This window comes from Paenibacillus segetis (genome assembly GCF_014639155.1).
Classification (GTDB): Bacteria; Bacillota; Bacilli; order Paenibacillales; family Paenibacillaceae; genus Fontibacillus; species Fontibacillus segetis.
In genome coordinates this window covers 2,900,040-2,915,614 of the sequence record NZ_BMFT01000001.1, presented here as the reverse complement: position 1 = coordinate 2,915,614, position 15,575 = coordinate 2,900,040, and the positions used below count along the sequence as shown (strand labels likewise).

Genomic DNA, 15,575 nt, shown 5'->3' with positions numbered 1-15,575 from the left:
TTATGTTTTTAAAGATATCTTTAATTTTACACTTAAAGTTCCTTTTGTAATTGTCACGTCGGTGGCTTCTATAAAGGGAACTATTTTTTTGGGATAAAAACCAAGATCAAAGTCATTCTCGAGTTCCCGGCAAGTTGTGTCAGGGAGCTCAAGTCCATTGAACACAAGCCGATCAACATGAAAACTGATGGAATTCATAGGCTCATTTTCTATTGTATAATGTCCTTCTACCTTAAGGTCAAACCCCTCTCTACTCCCTTGTACAACAATTTTTGAATCTCCAAATTGAAAAGACATATTACTTAATAATTCCTGTTTCTCATGGAGGAAGTTGTTCAACTCCTCTTCCCGCACAAGTAGAGTGTACCCTCCATTAACAGAGGTTAAGCTGTCCTTATGATCCTGCAAAAAATCAGGGAAGTCTGACATCGCTGAAGAAAGTGCTTTGAAATAACGACGTACTTCATTCAAACCTTCATTTTCCCAATAAGTTGTGAGTTCCTGGATCAAGGTCTTTAATTTCTCTGGATCTGCACTTAGGTTAAGTGAACTGTCAACGCTTTGTTGAAGGGAAGCTACACGTTCTCTCTGCTTAAGTAAATTGTCCTTCGATTTTGCTAGTTCCTCCGATTGTGAATTCAATTTTTCCTTTGTTTTCTTTAGGGTTTTGTATTCAGCTTTGTAGCTCCCTAGGATGTCTTTGTCCCTCTCGGTGATAATTTGATAATAATCTAAGACATCGAAGAAGTCTCTTAAGCTGTCCACCGATAGGAGGGCATCTAGCAAGGTTTCTCGTTCTCCCATGTAGTATGCTTTGATCCTGTTTCCCGCTTGTTCCCGGCTGACCGTAATTTGTTTGTCCTTCTCTGCAAGCTGTTGTGAGAGCACGTTAACGGATCTTTCTGTCTCCTGTTGACTGATTTCGATCCGAGCGATTTCTCTGTCAATTTCTATGATAGATAAACTTTTTTCTAATATGGCTTGTTCTTCTACGGATAGAGTAGTTGCAAGTGATGGAGTGGGGAAACAAAATAAGGTCAGAAGTGGGAGCAGAACTAATAAGGATATGATTCGTCTGATCAAGAGCGATCCTCTCCCCTAAGTTGATGTAAGTATATATATGATGGTAGGACAGGAAATATCAGCATGTCTTTTTGGACGTAACGAAAAGACGATCCAACATGATGTCGGATCGTCTTAAAATACATTGTTTAAGTAGGGATGTACTTGCCTTCGTTGGCACTTAGAGCGGTAAGCCCATTTGAAAAATCGTCCAATAGCTAAAGCCTGTAAATGCAACAATCATGTATCCCCAGAATAGCAGGATATAGGTTCTCTCTGTAAACTTTAGGTATCCAAAAAGAACGAAAAAAGCTGTTTGTAAGAAAAATAACAGGGCCATTTCAATTAAGTCACCTGCGAAGGCCATGAGACCAATGACGAGTGTGAAAAAACCAAGGACGCGGAACATGCGTGCCACGAATAAGTACCCCCTTCATATGTATACACGTTTTAAACCTCTGGATATTATTATACCCGTATCCCCAATAAGTGTAAACGAAAAGTCAATAAAAACCATATTCACGACATGAAAATGTGATTTTTGTAATAGTTTTGTCCACTATTGTGTACATCTCATCTTATGGATGTATGCCATTAACTTTTTTTGGATATACAAAATAGTATCAAATAGATTCTATGAACTCTTTCAGAGGCATAGAAATGGAGTAAGAAGATCTTTTGAGCATAAGCCCGCCGGAGACCGCCGGCTGCATGACGGTATTAGAAGACGGTAATTAGATGTCGTTAGGAGGTATTTATAGCATGACAGCTGTGAGACAAGATGCTTGGAGTACGGAAGATGATTTGATATTGGCAGAAGTAACCTTGCGGCATATACGAGAGGGTAGTACACAACTTACTGCGTTTGAAGAAGTAGGTGAACGAATCGGTAGGACTGCCGCAGCCTGTGGTTTCCGCTGGAACAGTTGTATTCGTAAAAAATATGACGCTGCTATCGGGATCGCTAAGGCACAAAGACAAAAACGTAATTATCTAAAGAAACAAGGCTCAATCGCGGGCAATTCGGCAATCGCTTCCTTAGCTTCGGTTGAACTGGAAGAAGGAATCTATAGAAGTGAAGGGGTAACGGAAGAAACGATTTCCATCGATGCTGTTATCCGGTTTTTGCGGGGATGGAAGAATACAGTGCAAGAAACGAATCGGCATATGAAATCTTTAGAGAAAGAATTGCGTGAGAGGGAAGAGGAGCTAGACCTACTACGCAAACATAATACTAGGCTATCGGCTCAAGTGAACGAAGTGCAGACGGATTATAGGGTTGTTAATGACGACTATAAAGCGCTAATTCAAATTATGGACCGGGCTCGCCGTCTTGCTTTTCTGAATGAAGAGGAAGATGAATCAAAGACAAGATTTAAGATGGATGCAAATGGTAACTTAGAACGAATTGAATAGACTAACTAGACAAAATAAATTCTGCCAATCTCGGCAGGATTTTTTTGTGTTTGTATAAGAATGTTTGGTATAAAGGAAGTATGGTGTTTTATGGATTTACAAAGCTTGGAAAAGGTGGGCTGGGCATGAAATTCGAGATTGTTGGAGCGGGAGCGTTAGGCTTACTTTTTGGAGCGAAACTTGTAGAGGCGGGTCATGAAGTTACTTTTTGGACAAGAACATTAGAGCAAGCAGAACTGCTGATAAAAGATGGTATTTCGCTGGGGGAAAAAGGTGGTCATCCCAAAGTGATTAATTCTAATAAATTCTGCGTATACCAAGGCCAAGCAGAGTTAGCTTTGCGTAAGAACCAAGCAGCAGATTGGGTATTCATCACAACAAAACAACGGCATATTGATGAAGAATTATTAACTTTGATTAAGACGCTACACGGACCAAAATCAGAGACGGTTTGTTTTCAAAATGGGATAGGTCATCTTAAAAAAATATCCATGTTATTAGATGGAAAAGAAATACATGCAGCAGTTACAACTGAAGGGGCCACACGAATCGGTGCTCAAAGTGTAATTCGATCAGGAGTAGGGAAGACGACAATAGGAGTTGTTGGACGCAGTAGTCATACCCATCTCCAAAATGATGAAAATCTGGAACTGAACGGGGTCATAAACGGAGAAAGTTTAGTAAAAATCCTAGTAAATGCAGGATTCCCCGCCTTTTTGTCGAAAGACATCGATAGGGAAATTTTTAGGAAACTAATGATTAATGCGGTGATCAATCCATTGACTGCATTATGGAGAATTCCTAACGGTGAATTATTGGATACTGACGAGCGAAGAGACTTGCTCAGACAGCTTTGTGTTGAAGGCGAAGCTATTTACCGGGCAAACGGCATATTATATGATCCTGCTTTATACGAGCAAATATTAGAGGTGTGCCGCTCCACTGCAAGTAATGTTTCTTCGATGCTAAATGATGTCCTTCAAGGCGCGCCAACTGAGGTGGATTTTATCAATGGCCGCTTGGTAGAAATGGCCCGTTCAAAAGGTGTTCCTGCACCAGGACATGAAATGGTATGGCGGTTAATTCGAGGCTTAACATCAACAGATCAAGTTAGAAAATAGAACATGCTTTGTTCATAAAACTAAGCGTATGCTTTTGAAGCAAGTTTCATTCGAAGATTATCCAAAGAGGTATTGCTCACAAAACTAAGCATATGCTTACGAGGTGAGTTTTGCTCGAAGTTTTTATTCAAAGAAGTATTGCTCACAAAACTAAGCATATGCTTACGAGGTGAGTTTTGCTCGAAGTTTTTATTCAAAGAGGTATTGCTCACAAAACTTTTAGGAGGTGGAACATGGGTCTTGTAGTTACTCCTTTTATTGTTCTGTCTATTATGCCCGTTATCCCTTTTTTGTTGGTCTATTTCATTCATTACCATCTGAAACGGGACAAGAAGGTCGCTATAAAGCTTGCGATGGATGTGACAACGTTTTTTCTGATTTTTTCGGTATCCGCTTTGTTCAATAACGTATTTAATTCGGGTTTTGGTATTTATCTTATCGTACTCATTCTGCTGATTATTGGTGGTTTAATCGGTGGTGCGCAGAATCGTCTAAAAGGAAAAGTGAATGTAAGAAAACTGCTTAGAGTTGTATGGAGGTTAGCATTTGCGGGCACAGGTGTGGCGTACGTGGTTTTATTTTTAATCGGTTTTATTGCAGCTATATTACATATTTAGGGACTTCTTAGTTAAACATAATAAAGAAAGTGAAGAACACATTTGAATATCGAATAACATTAACCTTTGTTAAGTGATCCCAAAAAGTCAATAATGTAGATTAGACATTTTTGTTAAAAAAAATGTCGCATTTTGGAGGATTTTGTCCGATCGTGTAAAATTTTTATTGGATTTTTTTGACCACTGGTTGTATAATCTTAAACCATATACACAAAACTTCGTAGGGGGAACCGGTTAAGATGAAGAAGAATAAAAGTTTATTGCTTTTGTTGACTCTTGTTCTTGCGGTCGGCACGCTGCTCTCAGCTTGTGGATCTAATGACAAGGGTAATTCAGCAAACGGTGGCACAAATGCAGGAAGTAATGGCAATGTCGAGGAAGTATTGGCGGCTGACCAAACACTCAGAATTAACTTGGCTGCAGAACCACCAACATTTGATCCTGCTCAAGCACAAGACAGTCAAGCTCATACAGTACTCAATATGATGTATGAAGGTCTTACACGTATGGACGAATCTGGTCAACCGATTCCTGCAGCAGCAGAGAAATGGGAAATAGATGGAACAACTTATACGTTCCACCTTCGTCAAGGTGCAACTTGGAGTAATGGTGATCCTGTAACAGCGAACGATTTCGTATTTGCATGGGAACGCGTTCTCAGTCCTAATACAACTCCAGCAGCTCCTTATGCTTATCAATTGTATTATATTGAAAATGCTCAAGCCTTCAATGAAGGAACAATTAAAGATTTTAGTGAAGTAGGCGTTAAAGCAATTGATGATAACACGTTGGAAGTTAAACTTGCTGCTCCAACACCTTATTTCTTGGGACTAACTTCTTTCTATACGTACTTCCCAGTACATCAATCGGTTAAAGAAGATCCTAAATGGGCAGTTAATAAAGATAAAATGATCGTAAATGGACCATTTACTCTACAAACTTGGACTAAAGGTCAAGAAATTGTAGTAGCTAAGAATGACAAATACTGGGACAACGAAAGCATTAAGTTGACTAGTATCGTTATGTCTTTAGTTGACAGTGGTGCTACTGAACTTACCAGTTACAGAAATGGTGAATTGGATCGTGCGGGTCAACCAAACGGCGAAATCCCAACGGACCAAATTCCAATTGTAAAAAATGAACTTAAAGATGAATTCAATTCTAAAGGTATTGCTAGTATGTATTTTTATCAATTTAACGTAACAGCTAAGCCTTTTGATAACGCGAAGATTCGTAAAGCATTCGCAATGGCGATTAGTCGTCAAGACCTTGTAGACAAGGTAACCTTGGGTGGTCAAATTCCTGCCTATGGTTTTGTACCTCCAGGTATTGCTGGTGCAGACGGTGAATTCCGTACTGAGCATAAGGACAGCGAATATTTCCAAGAAAACTATGACGAAGCTAAAAAGCTTCTTGAAGAAGGTATGAAGGAAGAAGGTTACACTAAACTTCCTGAAGTTACATTGATCTATAACACAAGTGAAGGCCATAAGAAAATTGCATTGGCTATTGCTGATATGTGGAAAAACAACCTTGGTGTTGATGTGAAAACAGAAAACCAAGAGTGGGGCGTTTATTTGGAAAACCGTCGTAACTTGAACTATCAAGTTGCTCGTGGTGGATGGACTGCGGATTACAGTGATCCGATGTCATTCTTGGATCTATGGACTTCCACAAGCGGAAACAACGATATTGGCTTTAAGAATGAAGAGTTTGATAAATTGATCGCTGAGGCTAAGGCTACTGACGACGTTAAATTGCGTGATGATAACTTTGCCAAAGCAGAGACTCTCCTTATTAAAGACAACATGGCAGTAATGCCGTTGTACTACTATACAAATGTTTCACTTGTGAAACCTTATTTGAAAAATGTAATTGTTGACTATAGCGGTGCAGTTGAATACTCTCGTGCATACCTACTAGAACATTAATTACTTGTAGATTATTCAATTGAATAAGGCAACACGGGATATATATGTGGGTATTCCATATATATCCCGTTTTTTTTATGTGTGAATTCGCTAGCTAAATGCTATTTGGAAATATTACGGAATAGACAAATGAATTGCTTTATCCTAAAATCGATTTATGTCGAAAAGTCGATTAATGTCGAAAATTTTATAAGAGGAGGTGCTAACGGGCATGGCACGTTATATTGCAAACAAACTGTTCTATACTTTGATATCGCTGTTTATCTTGATCTCTGCCACCTTCTTTCTTATGAAAGCAATACCAGGTGACCCTTTTATGTCGGAGAAGAAAGTTCCGCAAGCGATTCAAGAGCGTCTATACGAACAATATGGACTCGATAAGCCCGTTTACCAGCAGTACTTTAAGTATCTGGGGGATATCGTACAAGGTGATTTTGGTATTTCGATGAAGAAGATTAACCAGGATGTATCCAGTATTATCGGACAAACCTTTGCTGCTTCACTGAAACTAGGGCTTGTAGCGATTGTTGTTTCTCTGATTGTTGGTGTTCTTCTTGGGCTCTTGGCAGCACTGTATCATCGTAGGATGATCGATAATATAGCGATGGTAGTCGCGGTACTTGGGATCGCGGTTCCCAGCTTTGTCATAGCAAGTATACTTCAATATATATTCTCCACTAAGCTACACATGTTCCCGACAATGGGCTTTAAAGGCCCAATGTATTATGTTCTTCCTGTTGCGGCCCTTTCGGCACAACCAATTGCTTTTATTGCTCGTCTAACACGTTCAAGCATGCTTGAAGTATTGAATGCGGATTATATCAAGACAGCGCGAGCTAAGGGTTTGCGTTGGTACGCAATCTTGTTCAAGCACGTCATTCGCAACGGTATTCTTCCTGTAGTCACCTATTTAGGTCCAATGACTGCAAATATCGTTACGGGTTCCGTCGTTATCGAGCAAATATTCGGTATTGGTGGTATAGGTAAGCAGTTTGTTCAGGCTATTAATGTTCGTGATTATCCTGTCATTATGGGAATTACGATCTTTTATGGGGCACTATTGATGTTAGCTCGTTTCCTGACGGACGTTTCTTACGTATTTGTTGATCCGCGTATCAAACTTAGTGGTGGAAGGGAGGACTAAAAATTGGATCATAATGATATTACCGTCATGTCATCGCCAGTTGATCTGAAGCCTGAAGATTTCAGAAAGATTGGGATGGACGAGAAGCAAGCCGAAGTCATCCAACGTGAAAGTTTATCAGCTTGGCGTGATGCTTGGCAAAGGCTACGTATGAACAAGATGGCTATGGCAGCACTTGTTGTTCTAGGGCTGATTACGCTAGCGGCGATAGTCGGACCTTGGATTTCGAAATATAATTACTATTCCAATGATTTGCTCAATACGAATCAAAAGCCCTCTCTTGAGCACTGGTTTGGAACGGATGATTTAGGAAGAGATATGTTTGTCCGTACATGGTATGGGGCGCGAATTTCCTTAATTGTTGGTTTGGCTGCCGCAATGATCGATTTATTTATCGGTGTTATTTATGGAGGTATCATGGGATACTTCGGCGGTCGAGTAGACAATATTATGAATAAATTTTCTGAAATTTTATATGCAATTCCATATCTACTTGTAACGATTTTGTTGCTTGTTGTTATGGAACCAAGCTTACCAACGATTATTTTGGCTCTAACCATTACAGGTTGGATTAACATGTCCTGGATTGTACGGGGCGAGATTATGCAGCTTAAAGGTCGGGAGTTTGTTCTAGCTTCGCGTTCCATGGGTGCAGGTTGGGGTAGATTGTTATTCCGTCACTTGTTACCAAATGCCATGGGACCCATTATCGTAACCGTAACATTGTCTGTACCAAATGCGATATTTGCTGAGGCCTTCTTGAGTTTCCTAGGTCTGGGTGTACAGGCACCAGTTGCTTCTCTAGGTTCTATGATTAATGATGCACTTACAGGTTGGTTGTATTATCCATGGCGGATGTTGTTCCCAGCCATACTAATCAGCTTAATTATGCTTTCGTTTAATATATTCGGCGATGGTCTACGTGACGCGCTTGATCCAAAACTGAAGAAATAGGAGGTGAAGATGATGGAGCCGATTTTACAAATCAAAGATTTGCATGTCTCCTTTCAAGTTAAAGGTGGAGAAGTGAAGGCCGTTCGTGGCATGAATTTCGAAGTTGGGAAAGGGGAGACGGTTGCGATCGTCGGTGAATCCGGAAGCGGCAAAAGCGTTACTGCCCAAACGATCATGCGTCTGATTCCGTCCCCTCCAAGTAAAATCACTAAAGGTGAGATACTGTTCCAAGGGCAGGACATTTTGAAGAAGAGTATGAGAGAGATTGAAGCTATTCGCGGTAAAGATATTGGTATGATATTTCAAGATCCGATGACTTCTTTGAATCCTACGATTAAAGTGGGTAAACAAATAACTGAAGTACTAATCAAACATCAGAAAATGTCAGCGGGCGAAGCGAAAGAAGCAGCGATTGAAATGTTGAAGCTTGTTGGTATTAAAAACGCTGAAGCCCGTTTTTATCAATATCCGCATGAGTTCTCCGGTGGTATGCGTCAACGTGTTATGATTGCGATCGCTCTTGCTTGTCGTCCGGCACTACTTATTGCCGATGAACCTACAACAGCACTCGATGTAACCATTCAAGCTCAGATTATGGAAGTTATGAAGGAAATGCAAGAACGTCTCGGTACATCCATTATTCTGATTACTCATGATTTGGGTGTTGTAGCTGGTATGTGTGACCGCGTCATCGTTATGTATGCAGGTGAAGTGGTAGAAACCGGTGACAAATGGGAGATTTTCAAAAATCCTCAGCATCCTTACACGAAGGGATTACTTCGTTCTATGCCACGATTGGATCAGAAGAAAGGCGAGCCGCTAATTCCGATTATCGGTACACCGCCTGATTTGATCAAACCACCAATCGGTTGTCCATTCGCCGCTCGTTGTGATCAGGCGATGGCAATCTGTGAGAGAATAGATCCTGCTGCTACTAAGTTTAGCGAAACGCACACTGCGCGTTGTTGGGATCTACATCCGATGGCGAAGGAGGGGCAATCTTCATGAGCGAAAACTTGATTGAAGTATCAGGCCTCAAGAAATATTTCGACGTGGGCGGAGGCAATGTACTAAAAGCTGTCAACGATATTAGCTTCTCCATTGCCAAAGGTGAAACCTTAGGTCTTGTAGGTGAGTCTGGTTGCGGTAAATCTACTGCGGGACGTACGGTGCTTCGCTTGTATGAACCTACAGCTGGTAGTGTCAAGTTTGAAGGAACAGATATCTACAAGCTGTCCCCTTCAAAAATGAAGGCAATGCGCCGTGATATGCAAATGATATTTCAAGATCCATACGCTTCACTTAATCCGCGGTTTACGGTAACCGATATTATCGGTGAAGCACTTGATATTCATGGCATGGCTGGGTCTAAGAAAGAGCGGAAAAAACGTGTAGAAGATTTGCTAGATATGGTTGGACTTAATCCAGACCACGCCACTCGTTATCCGCATGAGTTCTCTGGTGGTCAACGTCAACGTATCGGTATAGCGCGTGCGTTAGCTGTAAATCCTAAATTCATTATTTGTGACGAACCGATTTCTGCCCTTGACGTATCTATTCAGGCGCAGGTGGTAAACTTACTGAAGGATTTACAGAATCGTCTTGGATTGACCTATTTATTTATCGCACATGATCTTTCCATGGTTAAACATATTAGTGATCGTGTTGCTGTAATGTACTTGGGTCGGATTGTTGAGCTTGCTGAAAGCGAAGAGCTTTACGCTAACCCAATGCACCCATATACCAAAACACTTCTTTCGGCGATTCCAATTCCAGATCCGGAGATTGAAGCGAACAAGAAGCGTCTAATCCTTGAGGATAATTCCAGTGGTCCAATTGGCTCGGCAAAAGGAGACTCATCGGATGGTGGTGCCTTCGACCTAGAGAACTCGGAACTTGTGGAAGTGTCCAAAGGTCATTGGGTATCCATGCCTAAAAAATAGGATTGTAACATTTACGGCGATAGAAGCACTCACGACATGATTTAGTTGTGGGTGCTTTTTTAGATTGTTTAGCATGTTTGTTTTGACGAGCGCGAGGGATATTCGGTACAATCAAATAAGGCTTTAGGGATGAAAAGGAGGGACAGAAGGAAATGAATGTTGCCCATAAACCATTAATATCCGGTCAGCCGTTGGCGGAAGCCCTAATTCGGGATTTTCCCTCGGTAGGACATTTATATGAAAGTAATCCTCTTGATAAAGGGGAATGGTCGAAACGATGTATGTGGCTGGACAGCAGTGAACATTTACGTGTCCAGCGAGCGGCGCTAGTAAGCCGTTTGCGGGAATACAACCTGGTACATAATCCTAATGAGGCAGTGATGGAGTCGCTGAATAAATTAGAGCAGCCAGGGACTACTGTCATCGTTGGAGGACAACAAAGCGGTCTGTTCTCAGGTCCATTGCTTGTTATTTATAAAGCTGTGAGCATCATTAAAGCAGCAGAACATACCTCAACTGTATTGGGACGACCGGTTGTTCCGGTATTCTGGATTGCAGGAGAAGACCATGATTGGGATGAAGTGAATCATACGTATTTGTTATCTTCTGACATGCAGATCAGCCGAATTCGTGTTCTTAAAGAGGAAGAGAAACGTTCGCCTGTTAGTATGACGGATGTCAATCAGGAAGATTGGAAGACGGCTATTGATGAGTTAGAGTGTTTGTTACCGGATAGCGAATTTAAAATCGGACTCATGGAGCATTTGAGACAGATTGCTGCGGATTCATCAACTTTAAGTGAAGGTTTCGCAAAGCTGATGGGAACCTGGTTTGGTAAGTATGGATTAGTTTTATTAGATTCTGCTGATCCTTATTTAAGAAAACTTGAAGTTCCGGTGTTCCAGACTATCATTAATAGAAATGATGAGCTAGAGGCCGCTTATAAAACTGCCGCTGAGGACATTGTTAGGCTTGGTGGCACACCTCAAGCCGATGTAGCTGATGGTGGAGCAAATCTGTTTTACATTCACGAGGGTGAGCGCCTACTTCTATTTAAACGAGATGGTCATTTCGCTGATCGTAAAGGGAAAATTTCTTTTACTAAGGAAGAACTTCTTTCCGAATTGACTTCACATCCAGAGCGTTTCAGCAACAACGTGTTGACTCGTCCTCTCATGCAGGATAGCCTGCTGCCTGTGTTAGGTTCCGTGCTGGGTGCTGGAGAGATCGCATACTGGGGACTGACTCGCAGAGCATTTGACCTATTGGGACTCAAAATGCCGATTTTACTCCCGCGTATGTCTTTTACGGTTGTAGAGGGTACACTGCAGAAGCAAATGGAGAAGTATAAGCTTACTTGGGAAGACGTAAAGGACCGAGATATTTTCCGAAATAAACGGGAGTCTTGGCTCGTTGCACAGGATAAGGTACAGCTGGACTCGCGCTTTGACGAGATCAAATCAACTTTTGGTGGGTTATATGAACCATTAATTGATGAACTTGGCGGTATTCAAAATGGACTTTTGAAATTAGGCAATGCGAATAAGGATAAAATACTGGATCAGATCGAATATTTACGGGGGCGGGCTAAAGACGCCTTGGAGAAAGCTAATGAAGTAGGTTTGCGACATTTTGAACGGATTGAACTCTCGCTGTTCCCTCAGCATAAACCACAAGAGAGAGTGTATAATGTTTTCTATTATTTGAACCGTTACGGAATGGAATGGATCGATGATCTGATGGAGATTCCGTATGACATAGAGGGGAATCACAGAGTTATCTACTTGTAGGTTCTGCTTTCGAAGTAATTTATGGTGAATCGTATTTTAGGAGGGTATTATTATGAGTTCACAGTCTATTCAGAACAGTATTGTCACGGATTTGAAGTTGGCTCCAGAAGGACATTTGAAGATCGACTGGGTAGAAGCCCATATGCCGGTACTTGGACGTATCCGCAAACAATTTGAAGCTGAACAACCGTTTAAAGGCTTGAAAGTAACTATTTCACTTCATCTTGAAGCAAAAACGGCTTATTTAGCCAAAGTTGTTCAAGCTGGTGGAGCTGAAGTGACGATTACGGGAAGTAACCCGCTATCCACTCAGGACGATGTTTGTGCGGCTCTTGTGGAAGACGGAGTAACTGTATTTGCGAAATACAATCCAGAACCTGCGGAGTATAAAGAACTCATAGTTCGTGCCCTGGAGAACAAACCAGATCTAATTATCGATGATGGTGGAGATTTGGTTGGCATCTTGCATTCTGAACGTCCTGACTTGTTGGAGAATATCCGCGGTGGAGCTGAGGAGACAACAACGGGGATCCTGCGTTTGAAAGCGATGGATAAAGAGAACCAGCTGAAATTCCCAATGGTCGCTGTAAACGATGCCTATTGTAAATATTTGTTCGATAACCGTTATGGTACTGGGCAATCGGTATGGGACGGTATCAATCGTACAACCAATCTAGTTGTAGCAGGTAAAACAGTCGTTGTCGTTGGATACGGTTGGTGCGGTAAAGGTGTAGCTATGCGAGCAAAAGGGTTAGGCGCTAACGTTATCGTCACTGAAATCGATGCCATCAGAGCAGTTGAAGCTTACATGGATGGTTTCAAAGTTATGCCGATGATGGAAGCAGCCAAATTAGGAGAGTTCTTCGTAACCGTAACAGGTAATCGTGATGTTATTCGTGGTGAGCACTACGATGTAATGAAGGACGGCGCGATTTTGTCGAATGCAGGTCATTTTGATGTAGAATTCAATAAACCGGAACTAAAGGAACGTTCAAGCTCTGTTCGTACGGTACGCCGTAATATTGAGGAATATCAACTGAATGATGGCCGTAAGATATACGTACTTGCAGAGGGGCGGTTAGTTAACCTTGCAGCTGGTGATGGTCACCCCGCTGAGATTATGGACATGACCTTTGCTTTGCAGGCATTGTCATTGAAATATGTAAATGAACAATATGAATCCATTGGCAAAACCGTAGTAAATGTACCTTACGAGTTGGATGAACAAGTAGCACGTTATAAACTAGAGAGCCTTGGTCTCGGTATTGATGTCCTAACAGAGGAACAACGGGTGTATCTGGATAGCTGGCAGGAGTAGTAGTTTCGTAAAAATGTTTACATGGTGATTTTTCTAAAACCCTTTCCGAGTATCTGAGGAAAGGGTTTTTACTGCCGTTCCTACCCGAAAAGATAGGTGAAAGCTAGCGGAGCGGCGCGTTTGAGTCTGGAGAAGCTATAAGCTTTCTTAAGAAAGCTACGTTCGTCTTTGCAGCGGGATAATTACCTTTTCAGTTTCAATAGAATCTAAATTATCCCGCTGCAACAACGATCGAAGGACCAAACGAGGTGCGTAGTTTGTTGATTTCTCGCCGTCTTTCATCCTTCTTTCACCTGTCTTTTCCTCCTCCCCTTAAATTACCAATAAAATAATTTGTGAACTTTAGAAGGAGTTTTTACACCTGTATCGAATAATAACTATTTATAAGTGGTGAAAAGTGGTGTAAAGTGGGGGAAAGAGGTAAGGGGTGAGTTATCCGATGTTTATGGGGGAATTTCAACATAGCATTGACGATAAGGGTCGGATAATTATACCGGCTAAGTTTCGTGACCTCCTTGGATCCTCTTTTGTTGTTACTCGCGGCTTGGACAAATGTCTGTTTGTCTACCCACTGCAAGAATGGGAAGTACTTGAGCAGAAGCTCAAAGCCCTACCCTTGATGAAATCCGATGCGCGTGCGTTTACTCGCTTTTTTTTCTCTGGGGCGACAGAATGCGAGTGGGATAAACAGGGAAGGGTAAATTTACCGGGAAGTTTAAGGGATTATGCAAAACTTGAGAAAGATTGTGTCGTACTCGGTGTGTCGAACCGTGTGGAGATTTGGAGCCGGGATACTTGGGAACAATATTTCCAACAGTCAGAAGATACGTTTAACGAGATTGCTGAGAAGTTAGTTGATTTTAATTTTGATTTATAATTTGGTCTGGAGGGTTGCAGCTTGTTTCATCACATCACGGTGCTTAAAAAAGAAGCGACAGAAGGGCTGCACATCAAGCCTAATGGTATTTATGTAGATTGCACCCTTGGAGGTGGCGGCCATAGTGCCGTTATTCTATCTAAGCTTGGAGCGGAAGGTCGGTTAATAGCCTTCGATCAGGATGACTGGGCACTTGATAATGCCAAAGAGCATTTGTCATCGTTTGGTGAACGTTTAACATTGGTGAGAAGTAATTTCCGTTATCTAGAGGAGCAGCTAGCCAAGCTGGAGGGCGTACCCAAGGTACAAGGCATTCCTCAGGTGGATGGTATATTGTTTGATCTTGGTGTATCTTCACCGCAATTTGATGAAGGAGAACGTGGATTTAGTTATAATGCTGATGCACCTTTGGATATGAGGATGGATCAGACAGCTGAGCTCACGGCGAAAGAGATCATTAATGAATGGCCAGAACGTGAAATTGCTAAGATATTATTTCAATATGGTGAAGAGAAATTTTCAAGGCGTATTGCGAAGGTTATTGTGACAAAGCGTGAAGAGGGTCCTATAGAAACTACGGGACAACTCGTTGAGTTAATTAAAGAAGGCATACCTGCAGCTGCTCGTCGAACGGGTGGACATCCTGCTAAACGGAGCTTTCAAGCATTGCGTATTGCTGTGAATGATGAGCTAGGGGCATTTGAAGATGCACTACATGCAGCAATAAAGTGTCTTGCACCAGGAGGCCGGGTATCCGTTATTACGTTCCATTCGTTAGAGGATCGCATTTGCAAGCAAATTTTTGCGAGTTATGTAGAGAAATGTACTTGTCCACCTGATTTTCCTATGTGTGTTTGTGGAAGCAAGGGTCAAGTTAAATTGATTAATCGCAAACCGTTAGTCCCATCCGAAGAGGAACTGGAACAGAATTCCCGGGCACGTTCAGCAAAATTGCGTGTGGCGGAGAAATTGCAATTATTAGCGGAGGAACAGTGATATGGCGTATACACGGGGGAATTTGGCAGTCAAACAAAAGTCCGCAGAGCGGGGTTATCAACCCGAGCGTTATCGCGAGACGACCAAAGTTGTAACACGCCGGACACAGCTTCCGGTCGGAGAGAAGCTCCTTTATTTGCTGACGGTTCTCATCTGTGTAGCGGTGATGGGTGGTTTGTTATTACAAAATTCGGGGCTTTACAATATTAAAAGACAAATGTTTAACATGGACGCAGAAATTTCGAAAATGAACGTTCAAATTAAAGAATTGTCCATACAGAAGGAAGTATTAGAACAACAAATTCCACAGGAAGCCGCCAAGCTTGGTTATGTAGAACCACTTGAAGAAGGCTTACACGTAACGATTCCAACTTTGCCTTGAACCATAGACAGTAAGGGCATTTCA

Annotated in this window: 16 protein-coding genes; 13 read left to right on the top strand and 3 right to left on the bottom strand. The window is 41.7% G+C overall.

Translation table 11 applies throughout. The features are described 5' to 3' along the window. A complete protein-coding gene (locus IEW05_RS13665; protein WP_188539595.1) occupies positions 1 to 1,083 on the bottom strand; it encodes a coiled-coil domain-containing protein in 1,083 nt (360 codons plus the stop codon). A gap of 160 nt (positions 1,084 to 1,243) precedes the next feature. Next, on the bottom strand, positions 1,244 to 1,480 hold the full coding sequence (locus IEW05_RS13660; protein WP_188539593.1) for a DUF2626 domain-containing protein: 237 nt from the start codon (positions 1,478 to 1,480) through the stop codon (positions 1,244 to 1,246). A 344-nt stretch (positions 1,481 to 1,824) separates the two neighbouring features. Between IEW05_RS13660 and IEW05_RS13655 the strand changes: the two genes are divergently transcribed. The 10 genes from IEW05_RS13655 (at position 1,825) to IEW05_RS13610 (ending at position 13,296) form a co-directional block, all read left to right on the top strand. Then, complete coding sequence (locus IEW05_RS13655) at positions 1,825 to 2,478, top strand: RsfA family transcriptional regulator (RefSeq protein ID WP_188539591.1); 654 nt, start codon at positions 1,825 to 1,827, stop codon at positions 2,476 to 2,478. Positions 2,479 to 2,603: 125 nt separating this feature from the next. Continuing rightward, complete coding sequence (locus IEW05_RS13650; RefSeq protein WP_188539589.1) at positions 2,604 to 3,599, top strand: ketopantoate reductase family protein; 996 nt, start codon at positions 2,604 to 2,606, stop codon at positions 3,597 to 3,599. A 233-nt stretch (positions 3,600 to 3,832) separates the two neighbouring features. Further along, positions 3,833 to 4,216, top strand: coding sequence for a DUF3397 domain-containing protein (locus IEW05_RS13645; RefSeq protein WP_188539587.1), 384 nt, complete (start codon positions 3,833 to 3,835; stop codon positions 4,214 to 4,216). 239 nt (positions 4,217 to 4,455) lie between these two features. Further along, positions 4,456 to 6,147, top strand: coding sequence for a peptide ABC transporter substrate-binding protein (locus tag IEW05_RS13640; RefSeq protein ID WP_188539585.1), 1,692 nt, complete (start codon positions 4,456 to 4,458; stop codon positions 6,145 to 6,147). A 211-nt stretch (positions 6,148 to 6,358) separates the two neighbouring features. Continuing rightward, entirely contained in the window at positions 6,359 to 7,291 is a 933-nt protein-coding gene (locus IEW05_RS13635; protein ID WP_188539583.1) for an ABC transporter permease, read from the top strand. A gap of 27 nt (positions 7,292 to 7,318) precedes the next feature. Beyond that, a complete protein-coding gene (locus IEW05_RS13630; protein ID WP_188540876.1) occupies positions 7,319 to 8,245 on the top strand; it encodes an ABC transporter permease in 927 nt (308 codons plus the stop codon). A 12-nt stretch (positions 8,246 to 8,257) separates the two neighbouring features. Continuing rightward, positions 8,258 to 9,253: an ABC transporter ATP-binding protein gene (locus IEW05_RS13625; protein WP_188540875.1), complete on the top strand. Its 996-nt coding sequence runs from the start codon at positions 8,258 to 8,260 to the stop codon at positions 9,251 to 9,253. Further along, complete coding sequence (locus IEW05_RS13620) at positions 9,250 to 10,188, top strand: ABC transporter ATP-binding protein (RefSeq protein WP_188539581.1); 939 nt, start codon at positions 9,250 to 9,252, stop codon at positions 10,186 to 10,188. The genes IEW05_RS13625 and IEW05_RS13620 overlap by 4 nt, the downstream gene beginning before the upstream one ends. A 152-nt stretch (positions 10,189 to 10,340) precedes the next feature. Next, positions 10,341 to 11,978, top strand: coding sequence for a bacillithiol biosynthesis cysteine-adding enzyme BshC (gene bshC / locus IEW05_RS13615; protein ID WP_188539579.1), 1,638 nt, complete (start codon positions 10,341 to 10,343; stop codon positions 11,976 to 11,978). 52 nt (positions 11,979 to 12,030) lie between these two features. Beyond that, positions 12,031 to 13,296, top strand: coding sequence for an adenosylhomocysteinase (locus IEW05_RS13610; protein ID WP_188539577.1), 1,266 nt, complete (start codon positions 12,031 to 12,033; stop codon positions 13,294 to 13,296). Positions 13,297 to 13,452: 156 nt separating this feature from the next. Here the strand turns inward: IEW05_RS13610 and IEW05_RS25940 are convergent, their stop codons facing one another. Further along, the gene (locus IEW05_RS25940; protein WP_268238731.1) at positions 13,453 to 13,578 is read right to left on the bottom strand and encodes a hypothetical protein; all 126 of its coding nucleotides are present in this window, start codon (positions 13,576 to 13,578) and stop codon (positions 13,453 to 13,455) included. Positions 13,579 to 13,735: 157 nt separating this feature from the next. Here IEW05_RS25940 and mraZ point away from each other — a divergent pair, with 157 nt between their 5' ends. Genes mraZ through IEW05_RS13595 form a run of 3 tightly spaced genes read left to right on the top strand, consistent with a single transcriptional unit; the run spans position 13,736 to position 15,551 of the window. After that, entirely contained in the window at positions 13,736 to 14,173 is a 438-nt protein-coding gene (mraZ, locus tag IEW05_RS13605; protein WP_188540874.1) for a division/cell wall cluster transcriptional repressor MraZ, read from the top strand. A gap of 21 nt (positions 14,174 to 14,194) precedes the next feature. Continuing rightward, positions 14,195 to 15,169 (top strand): 16S rRNA (cytosine(1402)-N(4))-methyltransferase RsmH, encoded by a 975-nt coding sequence (rsmH, locus tag IEW05_RS13600; protein WP_188539575.1) that lies wholly within the window; start codon positions 14,195 to 14,197, stop codon positions 15,167 to 15,169. A gap of 1 nt (position 15,170) precedes the next feature. After that, a complete protein-coding gene (locus IEW05_RS13595; RefSeq protein WP_188539573.1) occupies positions 15,171 to 15,551 on the top strand; it encodes a hypothetical protein in 381 nt (126 codons plus the stop codon). Positions 15,552 to 15,575 lie beyond the last annotated feature (24 nt).

Coding starts and splice junctions, on each gene's coding strand:
- mraZ (WP_188540874.1), top strand. CDS start 13,736: ATGTTTATGGGGGAATTTCAACATAGCATTGACGATAAGGGTCGGATA.
- IEW05_RS13595 (WP_188539573.1), top strand. CDS start 15,171: ATGGCGTATACACGGGGGAATTTGGCAGTCAAACAAAAGTCCGCAGAG.
- IEW05_RS13640 (WP_188539585.1), top strand. CDS start 4,456: ATGAAGAAGAATAAAAGTTTATTGCTTTTGTTGACTCTTGTTCTTGCG.
- IEW05_RS13635 (WP_188539583.1), top strand. CDS start 6,359: ATGGCACGTTATATTGCAAACAAACTGTTCTATACTTTGATATCGCTG.
- IEW05_RS13630 (WP_188540876.1), top strand. CDS start 7,319: ATGTCATCGCCAGTTGATCTGAAGCCTGAAGATTTCAGAAAGATTGGG.
- IEW05_RS13620 (WP_188539581.1), top strand. CDS start 9,250: ATGAGCGAAAACTTGATTGAAGTATCAGGCCTCAAGAAATATTTCGAC.
- IEW05_RS13655 (WP_188539591.1), top strand. CDS start 1,825: ATGACAGCTGTGAGACAAGATGCTTGGAGTACGGAAGATGATTTGATA.
- IEW05_RS13650 (WP_188539589.1), top strand. CDS start 2,604: ATGAAATTCGAGATTGTTGGAGCGGGAGCGTTAGGCTTACTTTTTGGA.
- IEW05_RS13625 (WP_188540875.1), top strand. CDS start 8,258: ATGGAGCCGATTTTACAAATCAAAGATTTGCATGTCTCCTTTCAAGTT.
- bshC (WP_188539579.1), top strand. CDS start 10,341: ATGAATGTTGCCCATAAACCATTAATATCCGGTCAGCCGTTGGCGGAA.
- IEW05_RS13645 (WP_188539587.1), top strand. CDS start 3,833: ATGGGTCTTGTAGTTACTCCTTTTATTGTTCTGTCTATTATGCCCGTT.
- IEW05_RS25940 (WP_268238731.1), bottom strand. CDS start 13,578: ATGAAAGACGGCGAGAAATCAACAAACTACGCACCTCGTTTGGTCCTT.
- IEW05_RS13610 (WP_188539577.1), top strand. CDS start 12,031: ATGAGTTCACAGTCTATTCAGAACAGTATTGTCACGGATTTGAAGTTG.